Annotated in this window: 16 protein-coding genes; 3 read left to right on the top strand and 13 right to left on the bottom strand. The window is 59.8% G+C overall.

Going from position 1 to position 22988, the window contains the following annotated elements; genetic code table 11:
• The first annotated feature begins 3 nt into the window (after window positions 1-3).
• Window positions 4-465, top strand: a complete 462-nt coding sequence (locus tag JSY17_RS02700) for a DUF3574 domain-containing protein (protein WP_117187231.1) — start codon at window positions 4-6, stop codon at window positions 463-465.
• Between the two features lie 46 nt (window positions 466-511).
• Here the strand turns inward: JSY17_RS02700 and JSY17_RS02695 are convergent, their stop codons facing one another.
• From JSY17_RS02695 to JSY17_RS02675, 5 genes are all read right to left on the bottom strand, one after another.
• A complete protein-coding gene (locus tag JSY17_RS02695; RefSeq protein ID WP_122370284.1) occupies window positions 512-2899 on the bottom strand; it encodes a TonB-dependent receptor plug domain-containing protein in 2388 nt (795 codons plus the stop codon).
• Between the two features lie 304 nt (window positions 2900-3203).
• Window positions 3204-4259: a substrate-binding domain-containing protein gene (locus JSY17_RS02690; protein WP_206401393.1), complete on the bottom strand. Its 1056-nt coding sequence runs from the start codon at window positions 4257-4259 to the stop codon at window positions 3204-3206.
• Window positions 4260-4286: 27 nt separating this feature from the next.
• Complete coding sequence (locus JSY17_RS02685) at window positions 4287-5312, bottom strand: ABC transporter permease (protein ID WP_117163349.1); 1026 nt, start codon at window positions 5310-5312, stop codon at window positions 4287-4289.
• On the bottom strand, window positions 5305-6864 hold the full coding sequence (locus JSY17_RS02680) for a sugar ABC transporter ATP-binding protein (protein ID WP_206401392.1): 1560 nt from the start codon (window positions 6862-6864) through the stop codon (window positions 5305-5307). The genes JSY17_RS02685 and JSY17_RS02680 overlap by 8 nt, the downstream gene beginning before the upstream one ends.
• A 170-nt stretch (window positions 6865-7034) precedes the next feature.
• On the bottom strand, window positions 7035-8279 hold the full coding sequence (locus JSY17_RS02675; RefSeq protein ID WP_206401389.1) for an alpha-hydroxy acid oxidase: 1245 nt from the start codon (window positions 8277-8279) through the stop codon (window positions 7035-7037).
• Between the two features lie 204 nt (window positions 8280-8483).
• On the opposite strand from JSY17_RS02675, the gene JSY17_RS02670 reads away from it, so the two are divergent.
• The gene (locus JSY17_RS02670; RefSeq protein ID WP_117163352.1) at window positions 8484-9455 is read left to right on the top strand and encodes a LysR family transcriptional regulator; all 972 of its coding nucleotides are present in this window, start codon (window positions 8484-8486) and stop codon (window positions 9453-9455) included.
• Here the strand turns inward: JSY17_RS02670 and JSY17_RS02665 are convergent.
• The 8 genes from JSY17_RS02665 to JSY17_RS02630 all read right to left on the bottom strand — a co-directional run bounded on the left by JSY17_RS02665 (window position 9436) and on the right by JSY17_RS02630 (window position 22255).
• On the bottom strand, window positions 9436-10077 hold the full coding sequence (locus tag JSY17_RS02665) for a DUF6250 domain-containing protein (protein WP_206401387.1): 642 nt from the start codon (window positions 10075-10077) through the stop codon (window positions 9436-9438). The two genes, JSY17_RS02670 and JSY17_RS02665, sit on opposite strands and share 20 nt — an antisense overlap.
• Before the next feature lie 35 nt (window positions 10078-10112).
• Window positions 10113-12842: an exo-rhamnogalacturonan lyase family protein gene (locus JSY17_RS02660; protein WP_206401377.1), complete on the bottom strand. Its 2730-nt coding sequence runs from the start codon at window positions 12840-12842 to the stop codon at window positions 10113-10115.
• Between the two features lie 11 nt (window positions 12843-12853).
• Window positions 12854-15088 carry a TonB-dependent receptor gene (locus JSY17_RS02655; RefSeq protein WP_206401376.1) on the bottom strand — a complete coding sequence of 745 codons (2235 nt, stop codon included), beginning with the start codon at window positions 15086-15088 and terminating at the stop codon, window positions 12854-12856.
• 61 nt (window positions 15089-15149) lie between these two features.
• A complete protein-coding gene (locus JSY17_RS02650) occupies window positions 15150-16160 on the bottom strand; it encodes an ABC transporter substrate-binding protein (protein WP_117187224.1) in 1011 nt (336 codons plus the stop codon).
• Between the two features lie 307 nt (window positions 16161-16467).
• Entirely contained in the window at window positions 16468-17775 is a 1308-nt protein-coding gene (locus JSY17_RS02645; RefSeq protein ID WP_206401373.1) for an LLM class flavin-dependent oxidoreductase, read from the bottom strand.
• A gap of 64 nt (window positions 17776-17839) precedes the next feature.
• Window positions 17840-19123: an arsenic transporter gene (locus tag JSY17_RS02640; protein ID WP_117180696.1), complete on the bottom strand. Its 1284-nt coding sequence runs from the start codon at window positions 19121-19123 to the stop codon at window positions 17840-17842.
• Between the two features lie 121 nt (window positions 19124-19244).
• Entirely contained in the window at window positions 19245-20303 is a 1059-nt protein-coding gene (locus JSY17_RS02635) for an NAD(P)/FAD-dependent oxidoreductase (RefSeq protein WP_263942910.1), read from the bottom strand.
• A 5-nt stretch (window positions 20304-20308) separates the two neighbouring features.
• Window positions 20309-22255, bottom strand: a complete 1947-nt coding sequence (locus JSY17_RS02630) for a LodA/GoxA family CTQ-dependent oxidase (protein ID WP_122372505.1) — start codon at window positions 22253-22255, stop codon at window positions 20309-20311.
• Between the two features lie 205 nt (window positions 22256-22460).
• Here JSY17_RS02630 and JSY17_RS02625 point away from each other — a divergent pair, with 205 nt between their 5' ends.
• The gene (locus tag JSY17_RS02625) at window positions 22461-22850 is read left to right on the top strand and encodes a DUF2946 domain-containing protein (RefSeq protein ID WP_206401369.1); all 390 of its coding nucleotides are present in this window, start codon (window positions 22461-22463) and stop codon (window positions 22848-22850) included.
• The last annotated feature ends 138 nt before the right edge of the window (window positions 22851-22988 follow it).

Raw genomic sequence — 22988 nt, 5'->3', positions numbered from 1 at the left:
CTGATGTTGCCACGCGTGTTATTACCCGGCCTGCTGATGCTGCTGGTCGGCTGTTCTGCCTCTCCCGTTCTTCCCGTCCACACGACTGACCCAGGCACTTCCACCTTGCAGGGCGACAGTAGCCGTCCACCCCAGGCGACGTGGCTACGCACGGAATTGTATTTTTCGCTGGGGTTGCTGGACAGCGAGAAGGATCAGGCGAATGTGGCGCGCTGGCGGGAGTTTCTGGACAAGGAAGTCACGCCACGTTTCCCCGATGGTTTTACGACACTCGATGCCTACGGCCAGTGGCGGGATAAAGGCGCTACACAACCGGAACGACTCAATACCCGGGTGATCGTGATCCTGCATGAAAATACCGCCAGGAACCGCGAGAACATCGAGGCCATTCGCCTGGCCTGGAAGCGCGTAACCGGCGATCTTTCTGTATTGCGTTTGTCGCAACCGGCAGAGATTTCCTTCTGAACCCAAACGCCGCCCTTATCAAGGCGGCGTTTCTCGTGACAACCCATCAGAATCCGTAAGTCACCCTGGCGTAGTAATACGCGCCATTGGTACCAATCGGCGACAGTACGTCATACGGCAGGTTACCCCCGTAGTTGATCTCGGAGCTGGAGCGCTCCGGATATCGGTCGGTCAGGTTGTTGCCACCCAGGGCAATATCGAATCTGGGCGTGAACTTGTACTGCACCTCGGCATCCAGTTGCCAGACAGCATCATAGGTCTGCTCAGGCTGGGAATCTCCGAAATCGAATACGCGGGTGGTCTTGCCCTGGCGCGTCAGGCGACCGAGCAGCCCCCAGTGCTGGCTGGCCCAGTTTGCGGAAAGCACGAAGCGGTCCCTGGGTGCCGCATCGGTCAGAGTGTTGCGCTCCTCAACACCCACCAGCGCATCGCTGCCGATGCCGAGATTGCTCAACTGCGACGGAGTGCCTTTGGTCTTGGTGACTTTGGTGTGATTCCAGGTGTATGCCGTGGTCAGGCCCAGTTGCCCGTCCAGAAAGGGCTGACGGTAGTTGAGCACCAGTTCGGCTCCGTCAGTGCGAGTATCGGCGGCATTGGTAAAGAAGTTCACATCATGCACCCCGGCGACTCCGAGGTTATCGTTGATGTACTGCTCCAGCGCATCGCTGCCAATGCGTTGCGACAGGGTAATGCGGTCCTTGACGTCGATGCGGAACACATCGAAGGACGCATCGAAACGCTCACTCAACTGCGCGGTCAGGCCGAGGCTGAAGTTCTTCGAGGTTTCCGGTTTCAAATCCTCGGCACCCAGAGCGCGAGCTATCGGGTCGTTGACCGACAGCACCCGGATATCAGTCAGCGTGCCGCCGGTACCGAAGTTGCTGGTGGTGTTCTGAAAACCCACCTGCGCCAGGGACGGTGCCCGGAAGTTGTTCGAGACAGCGCCGCGCAAGGCCAGTTGCTCGGTCAGGCGGTAGCGGCCGCTCAGCTTGCCGGTGAGCTTGCTGCCCGCATCGTCATAGCGCTCCCAGCGCGTCGCCGCATCGACAAACAATCGGTCGGTCAGATCGCCGGACAATTCGACATAGGTGCCGAATACATTGCGGTCCAGATCAACCTCTTCGCTCGGACGCAAGCCGTTGGCCCCATCGGCCCCGGTACCGAAATACGAAGCCTCGTCGCCGGCATAGGTCAGGTAGTTTTCGTAGCGGTATTCACTGCCCAGAGCCAGTACGAAAGGACGACCTGCCAGGCGCAGCTCTCGAGTGAAATCCAGATTGGCGGTAGTCTGGCGCAGTTCGTACGTTCCGGTATCGAAGCGGGTCGGTGAGTCGGCTCCCAGAGCTACGTTGAGAGTACGCTGGGTGGCCGATTCAAAGTGATTACGGCCATGAGTGAGGCTGCTGTCGAAGTCCCACTGCTCACCGATCAGGCCCTTGAAGCCGACAGTGGCCGACAGGTCCTTATTGTCGCCCAGCGACTGCGGCAGATAGCCGTCGGGATAGAACTGCGGCTGATCGCTGGGGTAGCGGTAAAACTCCGCCCCCGTAGTGTGCCGTTCGTTGTAGGTGCCAAATGAATAAGCCTTGCCATTGCCCAGCGGCAGTTCGCTGTTGAACCAGGCATTGATGTCCCGTGCCACGCCGTCACCCATGACATAGTTGCGCTGGCCCGGGGTATCGGCAAAACCGTCGAAGCCGGCCCGGTTGGTAGGATCTCGATCCTTGTATTCGGTGCCGCCACGGATAAAACCGCCCTCTTCACCCAAGCGGGTGCCGATCTTGGCCGTCGTCAGCGAGTTGCGACCATCGGTGGTGGTCTTGCCGATAGCATCCTGGCGCGTGTGGTAAGCGCCATAGGTAGTCGAGACTTCGCCGCCCTCGGGAGCATCGTCGAGGATGATATTGATCACGCCGGCAATCGCATCGGAACCATATTGCGCACCGGCTCCGTCGCGCAGCACTTCGATGCGTTTGATCGCACTGATGGGGATCGAGTTGAAATCCACCGGCGCGGTGCCGCGACCGATCTTCGAGGAATCGTTGACCAGTGCCGAAGTATGACGCCGTTTGCCGTTGACCAGCACCAGCACCTGATCGGGACTCATGCCCCGCAACTGCGCAGCCCTTACATGGTCCGCACCGCCGGAGTTGGACTGGCGGGGAAAACTGAATGACGGCAAGAGCGTCTGCAACGCCTGACCCAGTTCACCACCGCCTGCTCCTGCGGATTTGAGATCATCGGCAGTCAGGACATCCACCGGCACGGGCGAATCCAGAACGGTACGGGCCTTGCCTCGTGTGCCGGTCACCAGTACGGCGCCAAGGCGTGTGTCATCGTCGGTACTCGGGGAAGCGTCTTCGGCTTGCGCAGGAAGTTGCGTCATTGCCGCCACCACAGCGGCAGCCAGCAGTGACCGTGAACGGTAATACATGGAACGGCTCCTTTGAGACGCAGAAATACCTGCCGACAAGCAAAAGTTACGGCGGTTTTCTGCTGTAATTTTTAAATCCGGGCATGTAACGAGATCAATGCAAAAGACACAAAGAGCCAATAAAACCCTTTGAAGACAGGACATTAGACGAGGCGGCAATCAATGCCAAAGAACCAATAATACTTAGGTTATATCGGCCTTCAATACTGTTCTCCCTGCAACATTAGTTGTTGGGCAGGCAACAGTTAAACAGGCTTTCGCGGATAAATCCGCTCCCACAAGGCAGGAGCGAAAGATATTCATTTTATTTGGCCAACGGAATCCAGGCCGAACGTGCGACACCTGCCGCATCACCGAATGCCGGTACTTTTTTCGCCAGATCGCGGACATTCTTCACATCCAGATCCAGCAATTGCTGGCGGGTAATCAGGGTCGGAGGCACCAGTACACGTGCTCCCGGATCTTCACCGGCAATACGCATGGCCAGGCTGCGTACGCTGATTGCGCCTGCCACTTCCGGGTTTACCGCTGCGGTGGCAGCCCAGGCACTGCCGGGCTCTTTCATGATCTGGATATCGGCAGTGGAGATGTCGGCGCTATAGATCTTGATCTGCTTGCCAAGGCCAGCCTCATCGACCGCGATCTTGGCCCCTTTGGCGAACTCATCGAAAGGCGCAAAAATCACCTGCAAACCGGGATTGGCGCGCAGCACGGCACTGGCCTGATCCCCCACCGAGTTGGCGATGGGCGGGTTGAGAGTGCCGAAACGGGCCTTCTCGACAATACCGGGATTGTCCGCCTTGACCTGCCGCCAGATTTCATCGCGACGCTCCATCGGTGTGAAACCGCCGATGAACACATAGCCCGCCTTGAATGCGTTGCCGTTGTCCTTGAGCGCCTGGTCCAGCGCCAGACGTGCCAGTTGATGGTGATCCTGTTCGATCTGGGTCACTTGCGGATTGCCCAGATCGATATCGAACGCGACCACCTTGATGCCTTTGGCGACGGCCTTGGCCACGGTGTCCTTGAGGGTTTCGGCCAGGCCCAGTTGCACGATGATGCCATCCACGCCAAGGTCGATGGCCTGCTCCAGCATCTCACGCTGGGTCGCCGCCTGTTGCCGGGCATCGAACAGGCGCAGGTTTATGCCCAGCGCTTCGGACTGTTTCTCGACGCCACGCAGGTAAGCCTCGGGGAAATCCCCCGAGAACAGATAGCCCACCAGCGCGATATTGACTCCGCCCTTGTCGAACGGCGCAGGCGCCCCGGCAATTCCGGCAGCGCTGGCACCTGTGGCCAGGGAAGCGACCAGCGTAGCCGCGAGCAGGCGTCGCAGCCCGCGAGTGATGAATCGATGCATCGAGTATTCCTTCTCTGAGAGTGAGGCTCAACGCGCCCGTTGCGCGAGGCCGAAGGTAAACATCAGCGCCAGGACCAGTACCGCGCCCTTGACGAAATCCTGGGTGTAGTAAGGCGCATTGAGCATGGTCAGGCCATTGAGCAGGGTTGCGACCAGCAATGCGCCCACCAGCGTGCCAAACGCATTGGGCTTGCGGGCACCGAGCACCGCGAAACCAATCAGCGCCGCGCCCAACGCATCCAGCACCAGACCATTGCCGGAACTGACATCGCCACGCCCCAGCCGGGCAGCCAGCAATAGCCCGCCCAGCGATGCGAGCACCGCCGAGAGCACGTAGGCCAGCAGTTTGTATTTTTCCACCGGAGCACCGGCAAGCCGCGCGGCCCGCTCGTTACCACCGATGGCATAGAACACCCGGCCAAAACGGGTCAGTTCCAGAAAGCCCCAGACCAGAAAAGCGACCACCAGCATGATCAACACAGGCACCGGCACGGTGTCCCACAGCCGGGCGCGGCCAATTGCCAGGAAGGCCGCGCTGAAACTGCCGGAAGCCTCGTCGCCGTTGGGCAGGGTCATACCGACGGCAATGGAACGCCCACCGGTGGGAATCAGTTGCAGGCCAATGATCAAAAACATGCTGCCCAGGGTCGCAAGAATGTCGGGGATGCCCATGCGCACGATCAGAAACCCGTTGAGCAAACCCACCAGTGCCCCGCAAAACAGACTGATGAAGATTGCCGGCAGCGGTCCCCAGTCCAGAACCACCATCACATAGCTGGCGCACATCAGGCTCATGGCAGCCACCGCGCCGATGGACAGATCAAGCCCGCCCACTGACATGCTCAGGGTCACCCCCAATGCCAGCAGCGCCACGATGGACACCGATTGCAGAATGATGAACAGATTGCCGACCCGCAGGAATGCAGGCTCCAGCACCGAAAACAGCACGACCACCAACGCGAGGAGCAGCAACAGCCCGTAGTGAATGGTGAAACGCAGCAATGACTCCCATGGCCGGGGCTTCAGGGCGTTTGAAGAAATCGACTCAGACAAGCGCCGCTCCTTGAGGATGTAAAGGGTTGACAGGAGGTTGCGGGGCTATGCCCGCCATATGAGCCACGAGTTGCTCGCGTTGCAGACCGGCACACGGACAGTCGGCCACGACACTGGCATCGCGTACCACCAGAATCCGGTCGGCAATTTCCAGCGCTTCATCGGGGTCGGAGCAGATCACCAGCGTGGCGCGCTGACCGGCACTGGCACGAATCCGCGTGCCGATCTCCCGGCGAGCGCGGATATCCACGCCCTGGAACGGCTCGTCGAGAATCAGCAGGCGACCATTGCCCAACAGCCAGCGACCCAGCACCACTTTCTGCTGGTTGCCGCCGGAAAGCGTCTCCATCGACACATCGGGACCCGCACACTTGATGCCCAGGGTCTGTATCTGCTCCTGCACTGCCTCGCGTTCTGCACCGGCATTGATAAAACCACCACGGCTGAATCGCGGCAAAAACGGCAGGGTCAGGGTTCGACTCAGGGAAAAGCCCGGCACCAGCGAACCACGGACGCGATCCTCGCTGGCCATGAACACACCGCCCGCAATGGCTTCCCGTGGCGACTGCGGTGACCAGAGCTGGCCATCCAGTTCGATGACACCTGCCACAGGCTTGCGCAGGCCGTAGAAGAGTTCAGCGATCTCGCTTTTGCCTGCACCCAGCAAGCCGGTCATGGCGACCACTTCGCCTTCGTGCAGGCTGAGATCGAAAGTCTTACTGGCGTCACTGAGCTGGCAGCCACGCACCCGCAGAACCTCACGGCCTGGTTCTGTCTGCTGGTGCGCAACCGGAGCCAGTTCACTGCCGAGCATGGCCTGCACGGCAGCGGCAAGATCCAGTGGAGCCGCGAACTCGCCCGCCAGGCGTCCGTCGCGCAACACGATTGCCCGGTCGGCAATGCGCTGCAGGTCTGACAGGCGATGGGAAATGTAGAGAATGCCGACCCCGCGTCCACGCAACACATCGATCAATTTGAACAGACGCTCAGCCTCGGTAGCCGACAAAGAAGCCGTGGGCTCATCCAGCACCAGCAGCCTGGGTTTGAGCGCCAGCGCACGAGCCAGCACCACCAGTTGCCGCTCAGCCGTACCGAGGCTTTCGATAGCGGCGTCCAGCGGAAGCTGCAACTCCAGACCTGCGGCGATCAGTGCAGCCCGCTCATGAAGGTGTCGCCGCCTGCTCCAGATGGAGCCTTGTGGCTGACACAGTTCATCCAGCACCAGATTCTCGGCGACGCTGAAACCCGGCACCACCGCCTCGTCAACCTGCTGGTGAACGGCAACGATGCCAGCACGACGCGCCTCATGGGGGGAACTAAAACCACACGCCCTGCCCTCCATCTGCAACTGGCCCGCATCATGGCTATGGCTGCCGGACAGGATCTTTACCAGAGTGGATTTGCCGGCACCATTGGCGCCCAGCAAAGCCACGACCTCACCGGGATAAAGATCCAGGTCGATATCCTGCAGGACCCGGCTTGAACCAAATGACTTGCCCAGCCCACGGGTACTGACCAAGGGATCCCGAGGGACCGTTACGGGCACTTTCATGGCGAACTCAATACAAGGAATCAGAGAAAAGCAGGCCGCGTACGGGTCACACTGCGATAAACGATGTCATCAAGAGAGACGGAATGGCATATAGCCTAATGGACGGGTTATCAAGCGATAAATAACCAATTGAAATATGTATAGAAGCGCCAGCATCCATGCTCGTGCTATCAAGCCCCTGCAGGCGCTTTCCCACAATCGAGGACATGGGGTGCTGACATGCTCGTTTGGCCTGAAAGCGCTTGCAGGCTGCCGGATGTGCCCAGTCTGAACAGATACTGCGCAGTCAATTGCTCCAGACGTGTAATACCCAGCATTCCCATATCACGGCTGATTTCATCATGGATCAGCTTCAGTGCATGGGCTACGCCCGCATGCCCGGCGACAGCCGCGGCGTAATTGAATGGCCGGCCAATGAACACGGCCTTGGCACCCAATGCCATGGCCTTGAGTACGTCGGTTCCGCGTCGCACGCCGCTGTCCAGCATGACCGTGAGGTCCGGGACAGCATCGACAATGGCCGGGAGCGCCTGTAAGGGTGAAAGACTGCCGTCCAGCTGACGTCCACCATGATTGGAGACAATCACACCATCCATGCCAAGCTGCCGGGCCTTGAGGGCATCATGCGGGCTGAGAATGCCCTTGAGTACCATCGCGCCCTTCCAGCGCTTGCGCACGGCTGCAATGTGTTCCCAGCACAAATGGCCACGATCCGAAAAATCCCTGAGCACATTACGGGACATTACAGGTGCGCCGCGTGTGGCGTAATTGTTTTCAAAATGCGGCATGCCGTGGTTCAGCAAGGTACGCATGAACACACCGAACAACCAGCGCGGGTGTGTCACGCCTTGCCAGCCCAGCGAAATACTGGGCCGCAGAGGTGTCGAGAATCCGGCACGGATGTTGTTTTCACGGTTGGAGGGCACGGGCATGTCGACCGTGATAACCAGCGTATTGACCCTGGCCCTGGCAACCCGCTCGATCAACGCCTCGATCTGTTCGCTGTGACCCGGAAGGTATGCCTGAAACCAGGTGTCGGGAGCCGCCTCCATCACCTCCTCCAGACGAATCAGCGATGATCCGCTCATGATGCAAGGCATCCGGCGTGCCTGAGCCGCCCGGGCCATGACGATATCACCACGGTAACTGGTCAGTGCGGACAGCCCCATCGGAGCGATGCCCGCAGGGCTGCTGCAGGTCTGTCCAAACAGGGTCACGCTCTGATCGCGCTTCGACACGTCGATCAGAAAGCGTGGCTGAAACGCATACTCGGCAAAGGCCTGACGATTCAACCTGAGCGAGCATTCGTCTTCAACCGCTCCGCTGACATAGGCATACAACGGTCTTGGCAGAATGCTCCGGGCGGCCTGTTCAAAATCATTGAGCGAGAGGAAGTCGCCGGGAAATCTGCTCACTGTTTCGCTCCTGTCATCTTCCTTCGTGACTCATACGCAGTCTCTGGCTGCACGATCGACTGGCGATGTTACGTCAATTTTCGCAACTGATGAGCGTTGATCGCTTTATGCCCGAATACGATTGAACTGGCGTTTTTAATTCTTTTTAAATGCCACGAAAATCCGGCAGAGTCACACGCCTGTTCCCTGCTATCACGGCCACCAATGCATCTGGATCTACGTCAACTGCGGCACTTCATCGCCCTGGTGGAGTATCGCAATTTCGGCCTTGCCGCCGAGTCTGTCAGTCTCTCCCAGTCGGCGTTCAGTCGCAGTATTCAAGCGCTTGAACAGAGTTTCGGAACCCGCCTGATCGATCGAACCCGCAACCTGGCACCCACCAAGAAAGGCCTGATCGTGCTGGAGCACGCACGGCTGATGGTGGGCAATGCCCATGACCTGATCAATGCGGTGCATCAATTCAACGAGAACGAGGACGGCGAGTTGTCATTCGCCTGTGGTCCTGCTCCGGCGGCCTGGCTGATGCCTCAGGCACTGGGGCTTTTCACCCGGAAGCTGCCCAAGGTCCGGCTGCGTTTTCATGTTGATAACTGGCAGGCTCTTGGACAGCGATTGCTGGCCGAGGAATGCGAGTTCTTCGTTGCCGACGCCCGCAATTTCGAGCACGACCCGGATTACCGGGTGGAGCTGCTCAGCCAGCATCGCTGGGGTTTCTGTTGCCGTAGCGAACATCCTCTGGCAGCGTTCGATGAAGTCAGCGTGGAACAATTGTTCAGCTATCCCCTGGCAGGCACCGTGCGCCCGCCCAATCTGCGCAAGGCACTGGTTGAACTCAGCGGACGACCGGATTTCCAGACCAGCATCGAATGTGATAACGGCTACAGCCTGATCAGTGTCATCCAGCACTCCGATGCCATTGGCACCACCAACGTCAGCCGCAATAACCCTTACCTGCGTCAGGGCCTCAAGCTGCTCAACGTGACGGGGCTGGACCCGCAGGCACCGGAATTCTTTACTCACTACGGCATTGTCAGCCGTGCCGGCTACAAGCTGTCATTCCTGGCACAGAACCTGATCGATGCCTTTCATGAGGCGGATCAGGCGATGCAGGCTCTGGAAGCGAATCCGCCACAAGACGAACTCGCCGATCTGCCCCTTACAGGGCTTGCACACTGAAGCGGCTGATTGCCTGACGCGACCAGACCGAACGCAGACCGAAATAGCCGGCAATCGGCAATGCATCGAGCGCTTGCTCGAACAACAGTTCTTCATCGACCCAATAACGGGTCGCTGAAGAGGTCACGTCGATACGAATCCGGTAAATCCTCCCTGCTTCCAACAGATGGGCAGCGTCCAGTTTCTCGTCCAGTAACGGACGATTGCCCTGACCGTCGTAGTAACGAAACCGAGTGGTGGTGTTGGTATTGCCGCCCATGCCTACGTACCAGGTAGCCAGCGAATCATAGGATTCCAGCACGCCGTCACGCTCGATCAATTCGCTGGCCTCTCCATCATGGGCACCCCAGAAGACGTTCATGTCCGACAGGCGATCGTTGACCTGCCCTGCCACGAGAACCTGGCGCAGGAATTCGATGCGGTAGGTTCCGCTCAGGCGCTGGCGCAGCCAGACGGTCATTCCGGCGCGGGTATCCATGATCAGGCGGCCTTGTTCGGCCCAGATCCGGGACTGCTCCGGCAATTCGGTTTCGGCGCTCCAGAGTCGAGTGTTGAAGGTCTGGAAATCATCCTGGAGCACCGCGCAGGAAGGCGCGATGGATGCAACGTTCGGGTGAGGCATGAATACAGTCTCGAAACAGATGAATAAAGAACCGTCTAGTTATCCAGCGCCAACAAGGCAATCGCGGTCAGCCCCCACTGGGCCACGGCATTGGTCGATAGATTGGCAGCAGCGGATGTTCCGGAATGCTCATCGATGACCGACACGGGATCGGGCTCATTCAACGCATACAGAGCGTCAGGTGGCTGCACGACATGCAGGCTTCGGTTGGGTTCAGGGATGCCGCCCGAGCCACCGAAGAACTCCTTCCAGGCCCGATCTTTCAAGCCACGGTCACGCAATCGATAGGCCGCGAATGCCGTCAGGCGTGCATGACCCTGGGCGAGATTGAGATTAGCCAGTGGTGCGCCCAGGGCTTTTTCCCGCTCTGCCGCCGGAGCGTTGTACAACCGGCAGTAATCCAGCCAGGCGCGCTCGAAACTGGCCGAGGGCAAAAGCTGCAACAGCTCGCTACAGATCTCGGCCAGACCGAATACCGCAGACAAGTGCGACACCGACAGCTTGCCGCTGGTGTCGATATCGAAGCGTCCGCTGTCCAGCTGCATGTTGCCAAGGCCGGTGAAAAAACCATGGGGCTGCGCGGCAATCGTTTCCATGCTGTTGAGCAGACGACGCGCCATGGCCGGATCGCCGCTGCGCTCCCAGTCGGTCAGCCAGGCCGCCGCGATGGCTCCCCAATCGGTGCCGAATGTGATGCTGGCGTAACCGTCGCGAGGGTCGCGCTGCTGACCGATCTTGCGACCGGGCACTACTTCGCACAGGGTGCGCAAGGCTTCCACTTGCTCATGGAGCAAATCACCGATGCGTTCATCGGCGGTCAGGTAATACAGAAACCGGCGATTGGCTGCCGTGGATATACGCAACTGTTTCGCACTGTCGCCCCAGTGCTGGACGTTATGCCGCGACCCCAGTGGCGCAAAACGCCCGATATGATGCACATCCACTTCCCCGGTATGACGGGTCATGGCTTCAGCCATGCGAAATACATCCTGGCGGCCGGTGCGCAAAAAGTAGTACCAGAGCCACAGGTCGGTGCTCAGCTCCGAGTTGTCCCAGGCAAAGCCACCCACGTCATAGCGCCAGACATGCCGCTGCTCGTCATAGGTGTGCATCACATCGCCATAATCCCAGAACCCGTACCACTTTCGCTGCTCGACTTCGTCACGATAGAAATCGAAATACCACGCCAGTTGTTGCTCGATCTGCTGCCTGCGACCGCTCTCTTCCCTGACCGGAGCCCAGTCAGGGCCGAACACGCCGGCAGCATGCAAACGCACGGGTGAAGCCAGCAGCAGAGGCGGCTCTTGAATGCGTTGGGCAATCTGTTGCAACACTGCGCCACTGGGTGTGCCAGCCACGAATTGCAATTCCAGCTCACTGGTCCGTGCGACGCCCGATGGAGTACCAAAGCCGGGCTCATAATCTTCGTAGGTGATTTCCAGAGCTTCGCGCTGTTTGACGAAGCTGTCCTGGCCCATGCCGTCGTGGTAGCTGCGCAGGTCCATCGGTGCGGCCTGAGGTGCCCACAGCCAGACGGTGACCTGTGCCCTTTCGGTCTGCGCGTCTTCGATATCCAGCTGCGCCGGGTAGCTCTGCCAGAAATTGCGCAGGCCAAATACCACACCGCCTTGAGGTGAGCCGATATAACCCACGCCCGCCGCCCGCTGCCCGGTAGCACTGTTGAGCCAGCTCTGGCCGGACGCCGTGCGCTTGCTGATCTGGAAACCGTCCGGGTGCGCCTGCAGCAAGCGATAACTGCCGAACGCGGGAATGTACTGCAGTCGCTTGGCGACTTCGGGCGCAAATCCTTCCACAGGACCAGTGCTTTTGCCTTCTGTCTGAGCGCGCATGATCCCGTCACCCGGATTGCGGCGCAGACCGGTCAGGCCGCGCACCGCTTCGGCAAAAACCCCGCCGTTGGCAGCGACGAAGCGCACATGCCGGTCATGCAAGGGTTGATCAAGCGGCGTATCAAAACGCAGCCCCACGCCCCTGATGAAGTCATGTTGCTCATCGATATCGATCAGCAAGGTATGAATCAGACGCAGGCTTTCACTGTTGGCGTAGGCATAGATACGCACAATGAAAGGCAGCAAGGTCCCGTCGCCGTTCTGTAGACGATGGGTGCCGTGCAGGGCCACCACCGCCCGAACCGGGCCATTCTGTTCCAGCACGGCGCGCTGTATTTCACTGCGGTACTGGCGGATCGGCGTTGCGGGCTGATCCGGATCGCCCTGGACTTGCAACAGCAGATGCCCATTCTGCAGCGTGAGGCGGTCTTTGCGGCTGACGCTGCGCAGCAGGTTTGCGCCCTGTCTGGCAATCACGCATTGCAGCACGCCAGTATCGATGCGGATCTGCTCATCGTTTTCACTGGCCAGCGCACGTCCTTCAGATGCGGCAATACGGCTCGGGCGCAGATCGTAATACCCTGCAACGCCCTGTTGCGGCCCCATGGCATGGGCGGTCCACTTCAGGCTGCCGTCGGGCCAGTAGGCCAGCGGCCAGCTTTGCAATGGCGGTGTCGATCCATCGCTGCCGTGAATCTGAAACTGGCTGCCTGCGGCGACCTGTCCCCAGGGCCATGGCGTGCCCCAGGTCACGCCGCCGAACGACACCGGTGTTTGCTTGCCCAGCCACCCGAGTCGGGCCTCGGCCTTGGGGGCCGGCTTTGCAGCCAGAGCGCTGCCGACAAAGGGCGCGGAGCCTGTCAGTGCAGCACCGGCGCGCATGAAGCTGCGGCGATCAAGTAGAAATCTGCTCATCGGTCAGGCCTTTAGAAGTCGTAGCCAACGGTCATGCCCAGGGTACGCGGCTCCCCCACCACCCCAAAGGCCGAGCCATAGTCGCCAGCATTCAGTGAGCGGTAATAACGCTTGTCCGTGACGTTATTGGCCCACAACGAAGCATTCCAGGTGCCCTCGTTGTATTTGCCACTCAGGCCGGTGGACAGACTCAAAAGGCCGTAGCCCGGAATACGGGTGAATTCGGAGTTGTCCACGGTGCCATAGGCCCATGTGCGATACGAATAGCGCCCGGCGACAAAAGCCTCCAGCCCCTCGAATGCCTGCCACTCGTAGCGGCTGCTCAGGTTGTAGGTGAGTTTCGGCGAGCGGAACACTCGGCTGCCGGTCAAGTCGCAGGAGGCTGGCGGACGGGGCGCAAGCGTCACTTCGGCCGGGCATCTGCCGCCCTTGAAGTCCAGATACGTGTTGTCCAGCAACGTGCCGTTGAAGTTGATGCTCAGGCCGTCCAGCGGCTTGAGGATCAGATTGGTTTCCAGGCCACGCGACTGCATGGTGCCAGCGTTGATCAGGTAGCTGCTCTGGCTTTCCAGGTCATAGGCAGTGGTCTGGAATTTACGCACCTTCGACCAGAACAAGGCCGCATCTACCGTCACACGGTTGTCGAGCCAGTGGCTCTTGAGCCCCAGTTCGCTGCCAAGGGTTTCCTCAGGTTCGATCAGCAGGCTATCGAAACCGGCGGTGCTGGCCGCCCCCGAGGACACGTTCAATCCACCGGCCTTCTCGCCATAGGCCACGGTGAAATAGCCTTGCAGGTCAGGCATGAAGAAATAGCTGAAGTTGAGCATCCCGGCGGGCAACTGGCTGTATTGGTTCAACTCTCCAGAGTCGAAATCGTTTTTGTTGACCCGCCGGAACGAGCCGGATTTCTTGTTGTAGCTGTCACGCAGCCCGGCGGTGATATCGAACTTCTCGGTAACGTGCAACGTCCCCTGGGCATAGAGCGAAAATACGGTGTCATTGATCTCGCCCCAGCGTTTTACTGTCTTGCCGGTGTTGGACGTGTTGCCGTAATACTGCGTGGTGCGAGTGCCTGCTGCGTAGTAATCGTGGGCAAAGGTGTCCAGGTTCTCGCCCCAGTAGGTGGCCCCGATGGCGTAGTCGAAAAGCTCGCCCCTGGGTGAATCCAGACGAATGTCCTGAGACCAGATGCGGTCGCGCACGTCTGCGCCACTGCCTGAATACAAGGGAATATTCAGGGCATCGGTGTTGTTGGGCTGAAAGCCGAAATAACGGAACGACGACACCGAGCGCAGGTTGTAACCGTTGGCCAGTGTCCAGTTCGCCTCCGCCGACAGCCCGCCCTGGCGTACATACGCCTGGTTTTCATCGTCAGCGTTGACCTTGTAGCCACCGCCGATCACCGTCGCGCCCACCAGCGCCGTGCGGTTCAGATAAGGCACCGTGCCGTTGACGGTATTGGCCTTGTCCAGTACGGATACCGGCTCACTGGTCGCCTTGTTGTAATCGGCGATTACCCGCAGGCTGAAATCGTCCGCCGGTTGCCAGAGCAACTGCCCGCGAATGCCGTCCTGATTGCTGCCGCCCAGATCATGGCCGGTGTAAATGTTCTTGATGTAACCGCCCTTTTCGGTATGGGACAGGTTGATGCGACCGGCCAGGGTGTCGGCCAACGGCCCGGAGAACATCGCCTGGGTCTGGGTATAGCCGCGCTGGCCGATGGACTGGCGCAAAGAGCCTTCCGGGGTGAAAGTGGGTTTGCGGCTATGGATATCCACCGCACCGCCCGTGGTGTTGAAGCCCTTGAGGGTGCCTTGGGGACCGCTCAGCACATCGGCGCTTTCGATATCCAGCAGGTCGTTGGACATCATGCCCGGCCGACTCAGGTAAACGTTGTCGAGAAACAGCCCGACGCTGCTGGGCATGCCGATGTTGATTTCCGTTCCGCCGCCATCGCCCACACCCCGGATGGTCATGCGCGTGTCGTAGGAATCCACTGTGGCCACATCCAGGCCGGAAGCCACTTGTTGCAGGTCTTCAAGCCGGTAGATACCTTGCTGCTCAAGGGTCTTGCCGCTCAGCTCGCGCTTTGACGAAGGCGGCTGCTGAGGATCGGCTTCGCGCACGCCCTCGACCTGTACGGTGCCCAGGCGGGTCGTGGTTTCGGCCATCGCGGGAGCTACTGCCATGGCCAGTGCCATGCCGGTGACCCAAGGGAGGTATTTTTGCTGAGCTTCACGTTTCATGGGGTATTCCAGCGAGCAAGGGATGCCGTGCCGTCAGCGCGGGGCTGTCGGCAGATAATGTTCAAGGTCGGGTCTGGTGCAGAAATTGCGGCGCGAGCCACTGATCCACATCGATGTCACGACGAATCAGGCGCGCCTCCCTGGCGCTGCCGATGGACTGCTTGAGGCGTTCGACAAAACCGCTGTCCAGCTCAGGCGAGAGCAGCACCGACAGCGGCGGCGCGCCCTCCAGGTTGGCCTTCAGCAGACTGGCCGGATAAGACGCCTGATCGGCCAGTAACTGGATATAGGCCTCGCGGTTTTGCGGGGCGCTGGCCCAGCTCGATGCATCACGCTGGACCTGAACGATTTTGCTGACCCAGTCCGGATGCTCGTCGAGCAGTTTCTGCGACACCAGAACCAGACCGGACAACTCGCCCGCGCCACCCAGGTCGTGAGTCGAGACAGGCACCTGGGCCTGCCCCCGCTCGCGCAGCGCCAGAATATTGATACCGCCCCAGGTCGCATCGATCTGCCTGGCGGCCAGCGCCGCGCTGGCGGCAGCAAAGTCCAGGTTGATGACGCTGATATCCTTTTCGGTCAGCCCGGCAGTACGCAGTGCATCGATGAACGACAGCTGCGCGGCGGTCCCGCGAAACAGGCCGACACGCTTGCCCTTGAGATCTGCCAGAGCCTGAATCGACGAGCCCGGCGGCACCGCCAGATAATGCGCGACGCCACGCGCCGCGACGGCAACCACTCGCGTATCGAGCCCGCCCGACTTGCCGACGATGCTGCCCAGATCACCGAGATAGGCCATATCCAGCTGACCGTTGGCGAACGCCTCGTTGATCAGCGGCGCAGCACCTTTGAAGAAGTGCCATTTGACCGTAACGCCTTCGGCACTGAACGCCTTGTCAAGACGCTGCTGGGCATGAATGACGTCCACCAGACCGCCACCGGCTGGCTTGCTGCCAGTCCCGATATCGGACACCGCAATATTGAGCTGCGCCGCAACCGCCGAAGTCAGCGGCCCCAGCGTCAGACCAAGGCTTAGCAGCAGTGAAGCAAGAAGATGAGGACGCAATGACATGGGCAGGTTCGGACTCCGTAGAAAACCACTGGCACTGTCTGGCCAGCAGGCGATGACGTTTAACCACAACGCCAGCGTTCTTCGTAAATACCGAAACCCCTCATGCTTATTTCAAAAAAGCATAAACAAGCAGGAATGCTGCCCCTGGAGGTTATGTAAGAGGCGCAAAAATCATTTGCGGCATTTGCATTGGATCTGCAAACAAGGGATGGGATGTAATGGGGGGCAGTTGCAAGCTTTAAGCGGCAAGCGGCAAGTTAAAAGCTCACCGCCTGCACCTTGTAGCTTGTAGCTTGTAGCTATCAGCTTATCCCCACCTGTTCGCCGGTACGGGCAACCCCAGATGTTCGCGTAACGTACTACCGCTGTACTCCTCGCGAAACAGTTTGTGTTTACGCAGGATCGGCAGCACGCCGTCGACAAAGTCGTCCAGACCTGCGGGGAAGTGTGAGGGCATCAGGTTGAAACCGTCTGCGGCGCGGCCCTCGAACCATGCAATCAGTTCATCGGCCACACGTTGCGGGGTGCCGACCATAATCTTGTGCCCTCGTGCTCCAGCGGCCAGGTTGCAGATCTGGCGCAGGGTCAGGCCGTCGCGGTGTGAGAGGTCCAGCAACAGGCGAGCGCGGCTTTGCATGTTTTGTGGCAGTGGCAAGTCCGGCAGCGGCTGGTCCAGATCGAAGCCGGAAAGATCCTGCCCCAGACGATCCGCAACCATCAGCAAGGCAGCTTCCTGGTCGGTCCAGCTTTGCAGGTGGTCGAAACGCGCCTGGGCTTCGGCAGCGGTCTTGCCAAGGATCGGCATGACGCCGGGCATCACCAGACAATGATCCGGCGAACGCCCATGAGCGACTACCTGCGTCTTGAGGTCGCGATAGAACTGTCGGGCCTCTTCCAGACCTTGCTGAGCGGTGAACACCACCTCACCGATGCGCGCTGCCAAGGCCATGCCCGGCCCCGATGAACCGGCCTGAACCAGTACCGGATGACCTTGCGGAGCGCGGGTCAGGTTGAGCGGCCCGGCAATCGAAAAGAATTCGCCCTTGTGATCCAGACTGTGAAGTTTGTCCGGGTCAAGGTACACGCCTGTTTCGCTATCGCGCACATAAGCGCCCTCTTCCCAACTGTCCCACAGGCCACGCACCACATCGACGAACTCCTCGGCCACTGCATAGCGCTGGGCATGGTCGGGATGGGTGGCGCGGGTGAAGTTGGCTGCGCTGTCGTAGCCGGTGGTTACCACATTCCAGCCGGCACGGCCTGCGGACAAGTGATCGATGGTCGCGAACTGCCGGGCGATGGTGTAAGGCTCGCTGTAGGTGGTCGACGCAGTCGCCACCAGCCCGATGCGCTCGGTGATGGCCGCCAGTGCGCCCAGCAACGCCACAGGCTCCAGGCGCACGATCATGGATGGATGCTCCTTGGGACCGGTCACCAGCTTGTCGCCGAAGAACACCATGTCCAGTCTGGCTTTTTCTGCCGCCAGGGTCAGGCGGCGGATCAGCGGGAAGTTTTCGCTGCCAGACTCCGCGCCGGGGTAACGCCAGCCAGCCGAATGATGACCAGCGGCCTGGATGAAAAGCCCCAGACGCATTTGCCGTGTAACTGCACTCATTTGAACACCTGCCTACATTCGATTTGAGCAGCCTTCTCAGGGCTGGCCGACATAGCGTGACACATCAGAAGCTCAAACGGACGGCCAGAGCGCCGAGGGTGACGACAAGGATGGGAAGCGTCAGCACGATGCCGACCTTCATGTAGTAGCCCCAGCCGATCGTGATGTTCTTGCGGGCGAGCACGTGCAGCCAGAGCAGTGTGGCAAGGCTGCCTATCGGGGTGATCTTGGGCCCAAGGTCGCAACCGATGATGTTGGCGTAGACCATGGCATCGCGAATGACGCCATCGACCCCGGCGGCATGAATGGACAGTGCCCCGACCAGCACGGTTGGCATATTGTTCATGATCGACGACAGCAATGCACTCAACAGTCCGGTGCCCAGCGAAGCCCCCCAGACGCCATAACCGGCGAACACGTTAAGAATCCTGGCGATATGATCGGTCAGGCCGGCGTTCTTCAGGCCATAGACCACCAGGTACATTCCCAGGGAAAACACCACCACCTGCCAGGGCGCGCCCCTGAGCACCTTGCCGGTTCCGATCCTGTGCCCCAGTGCCGCGATGATATAGAGCACCAGGGCACAGACAGCGGCGATTGCACTGACCGGTATTCCGAGAGGTTCGATAACGAAGCAACCCACCAGCAGCAATACCAGAACCCACCAGCCCGCGATAAAGGTCGCACGATCACGGATCGCATCGGCGGGTCGCTGGAGTTTTTCCACGTCATAGGTTGCGGGCAGATCCTTGCGGAAAAACCACAGCAGCATACCCAGCGTGGCAGCAATACTGACGAAATTGACGGGCACCATGACCGAGGCATAACGGTTGAAACCGATGTCGAAATAGTCGGCCGAGACGATATTGACCAGATTCGAAACCACCAGGGGCAAACTTGCGGTGTCCGAAATGAAACCGGCGGCCATGACGAACGCCAGGGTTGCCGCCGGGGAAAACCGCAGCGCCAGCAACATGGCGATCACGATGGGAGTCAGAATCAGCACGGCCCCGTCATTGGCAAACAATGCAGAAACCGCGGCTCCCAGCAGAATGATGAAAGCAAACAGCTTTTTGCTGCTGCCACCGCCCCAGCGCGCCACGTGAAGCGCAGACCATTCAAAGAAACCGGCTTCATCCAGCAGCAGACTGATGATGATCAGGGCGATGAAAGTGCCGGTGGCATTCCACACGATATGCCAGACGGCAGGAATATCACTCAGGCTGACCGCACCGGTCAGAAGCGCCAGAACCGCACCGAAGGTTGCGCTCCAGCCTACGCCCAGCCCCTTGGGCTGCCAGATGACCAGAATGATGGTGACAACGAAAATCAGCAGCGCAATCAGCATGACTACAACTCGATGGCAGGACCGGATCAGTCACAAAGACTGGGTTGAGCGGTCAATGGTTCCTCTCATTCGCCAGAGATTCATCGACCAGCTCTACTGCCCGATTGAGAAGAGAGTCGGCTCAGCCGACGCTCGTCAGGCTATGGCATTGCGCGTAGTGGCTCATGAGCCCTTTGAGAGAGTGCGCCAGGGTGATACGGGTCTGCTGATCGTAACGCTCAAGCTTGTCCGTGCGACCGTGATGCAGGTATTCCAGTATGGCGCTGGTGGCCGGTCGACAGGCACCGAACGCATGAGCCAGGCCCTGGGAGGTAACGGGATCGAAAGCGATTGCCGCTTCTCCCACCGCAAGCCATTGCGATGTCGCGACACAATCCAGCGCTGAACAGCCTGCATCGAGCACCTGGACAGGCGCCGTCGACAACTCGTCGGCACTAGCGTAGAGCTGCATCAGTTTTGTCTGCTGCAGTTGACGGGCAAGTTCGACCGGGGTACGGCCAGCGTCGCTGCCCTCGGGAAAAAAGCGCACCAGATGCCGCTGGCCACTGGTCGAGGTCGCGCCGGACCACCAGCCTTGTGTGTCCGCTTCGATCAATAGCCAGTCGCTTGAAGCCAGCTCCGAAGTACCGACAGGCAAACAGGCGGCCACAGCGACCTGACGACTCAAGCGCCGCCTGCCCGCGCCGCCGAGCCGTGCGATGCTGCTGGACTTACCCGAAGCATCGACCACGAAACGGGACTTGGCGCTCCAGTGCTCCGTGCCGCGGGAACCGGTCAGCGTGGTGACGGCACCGAACTCGGCATGCGTCACCTGCACGCCTCGCTCCAGCGCAACACCGGCGGCCTGTGCCTTGTCACGCAAGCGGGCATCGAACACCTGACGCTGCAGAAAATACCCCTGGGACGAACGCTCGGCGAAATAATCCCGAAAAGCCCGCTCCGGCGTCATCCAGATGGACTGCACACCACAGCAGGGACGGGCCACCGAAAGGTCGTCCAGCAAATCGGCATGCCCAAGCGCGGCCAGAGATGGCACCGCTTCGGGCGACAGGCATTCGCCGGGTCTTGACTGACTCGCTTCATCGCGATCGACCATGCAGACGTCAAGCCCTTCCCGGGAAAGACAGATGGCAAGCGCCGAACCTGCCGGTCCGGCGCCCACGATCAGCACGTCGTACACGCGGGTCAAATCTCGTCCCTGCGCAGCCGACGTGGTGTCACATGCTTGTCCGAGATGGCTTTTTCGAGCTCGGCGCCCTTGAGCAACGGCTTCGGATGGTCCAGAGCTTCGATGGCCGCGAGCAAGGCAACCTTGGTATTGGGGCCAACGGCACTTGCCGGCCGACCGGTTTCCACCCAGGCGTGAGCTGGAAGTCCCAGTTTCTTTTGTAGCTCGGGCGATGTTTCCTGGCTGACCAGGACGCCAAGCTCCCACCACTGGCTGACCATCTTGTTGATACGCGCCAGATAGGAACCTTTCAGGTCACGCAACCAGTCCTCGCGGTAAGAGAAGTTCTTGAGCTGTTGCGGCTCACTCGACTGCGTCGAACCGACACGCTTCCAGGCTTCATTACTGAGCACACTGTTGGGCACACGGGCTCCCCAGTAGCTGGGGAAAGACAGATAGGAACCGGGCTCGTATTCGGCATCGGACAGGCAGGATGCGCCGTCGGTCTGCCATGGCACGCCCAGTGCGCGAGTCAGAGAACCGGGACCTACGCCGTCCAGCGGGCCGCCTTTGCTCAGGCAGACTTCAGGGGTCAACTTGCTGCCATAGTCCTGGCGAACGGCCTGCCCCTGAGGCAGCACGGCCAGACGGTAAGGGCTTTTCCAGACGCTGGCCACGCGCATGAACCAGGTCAGTTCGATGCCGGGATGGAACGGCCCGCCCAGGCATTCATGCAGGCCGACACGATCCAGTGCTTCGGTCTGCTGACGCGGATCGAGCGACGAAAACTCAGGTATGGCCGGTTCACCTTTCCAGTCGGAGACGAAATCCCCTTTCACCCAGTTTTCCAGTGCCTTGTACATCAGAGGCGTCACGGCAAGACCTGCACCTTCGACCTCATAATAATCACCGTAGTAATCGCCATAGAACGGCAATAGCGCAGACGTGAACGTCCCCGTGCCATTCGGGATACGGAAAAGCTCGAAGACCCTGTTGCGGAATTCGGCATTCTTCCCTGAGCGGTCGGCGAGCTTTTTAACGACCGCCTCGTTCTTGGTATCCAGTGGAGAACCGAAACCGCTGAGCATATAAATGCCGTGGTTGGTCCACTGCATATTGGTCAGGCGATCGAAGATCGGCCAGATGTCGCGGGTGAATTCAGTGGTTTGGTTGGCAGGCAGTTGACCATTGCGCACATACAGGTCGCGTACCACGTCTTCCATGGTGACGACACCGAACAGTCCCGGTGCATAGTTGGGCGGCGTCACAGCCAGGAAACCCGGTTCAGCTTCGAGCGTGTCGCCATTGGCGAAGGTCACACGGGCATAGACCGGACCATCGGAGATGTCGTCATGCCAATCCTTGTTGTTGGCGAATGTTTCAGGTGCGGTGCCTGCCTTGAGCGGCGCGGAATGCCCATGACCGCCCAGCGCAATGAGTCGGCCTTCACCGTCGGTGCGCAATTCGCCCAGATAAACAGGCTTGCTGTAGAACTCGCCGGTATCGAAGTGGAAAGCCTTGCCCTGTTTGTTGCGACCACCGATGGTTCTGGGGCCAGGGAGAATGTCCAGCGCCTTGCGCTGCTTGCCAATGACTTCAGGATTGCGTCGGCCTGCGTTCTTCGCGTAAGGCGCAGGCAGGTCCATGGCATTCTCGAAGTTGTACCAACCGGCCTTGAGGTTGGCGAGTTCTACGGTCCAGTCGATCTTCACCCCGTCTTCGAGGGTCAGTTCGCGGACCGAGCCATCCGTCAGCTCAGCATAGATACGAAAGCGCACGGCCTGACGTCGCAGGTGGCCCTTGGCATCGCGGAACGCCCCGTCCGCACTGCTGGCAACCGCTCCCGGAACCTCGGCAGCCAGAACATATTCATCATGACCCAAGGCATTACCGACCCGGGCAATCCCCAGCCCCGGATGCACACGTACTGATTTGATCGACGCAGAACTGATGGTAGTGGCCATTGCGATGTAGCCTCCCTGCTGAAGTGAAATATCCCGAGAACCGTTTCTCAGGCCACGACACTAGATGACAGAATATCAAGATGTCAAATAGCCATACCTCAGTTTCTGCATCGCTTTCTGCACACTGAAAATCCTGCCCACAGAAGCATTTACATTCGCTGATCAAATACGGCTAAATGGCGGCCTTCCTGCTCCGGGCCCACCCATGGCTTCAATGAAACGCATCAGTCCCTGGATCGCCTGCCTGGCCATATTGCTCAATATGCTGGCCATGCCGATGAGCCGCGCCATGCAGACGCCGGATACGCATTTACTGCTGTGGGGCGGGTTTTGCTCGGGGAGCGGTTCGACTGCCTTGCCGCCCGGCTTCAAGAAACTGATCGATACCCTGCAACCCGCTTCCTCGAAAGCCGCCATGCAGCATGGCGACTGCTGCTGTGGCCATGCCGGACTGGCAGCCCTGCCATCCGACTACTACCGCCACTTCCTGCCTCGCTACACACCTGACACAGCCCTGGACAACCCCGAGCGACCGACGCTGCACCCCAGGGTCCGCTGGCCCAGTCTGACCCCGCGCGCCTCTCCCCTGGCCTGACCACGCATTGCCCGCCGATTCTGGCGCGGCTTTTCCTGTCTGGCGCTGGAACGCCTTGAACGGCCACTCCACGTCCGCGAAATATCTTGGTCTCCAGGAAGTAAGTGCTATGCCTGTTTTTTCTACATTGCCACGCGC

Origin of the sequence: Pseudomonas capsici (genome assembly GCF_017165765.1) — a bacterium.
GTDB classification, from domain to species: Bacteria; Pseudomonadota; Gammaproteobacteria; order Pseudomonadales; family Pseudomonadaceae; genus Aquipseudomonas; species Aquipseudomonas capsici.
Note: the sequence above shows the minus strand (reverse complement) of the source record. Positions and strands in the feature narration are given on the sequence as shown.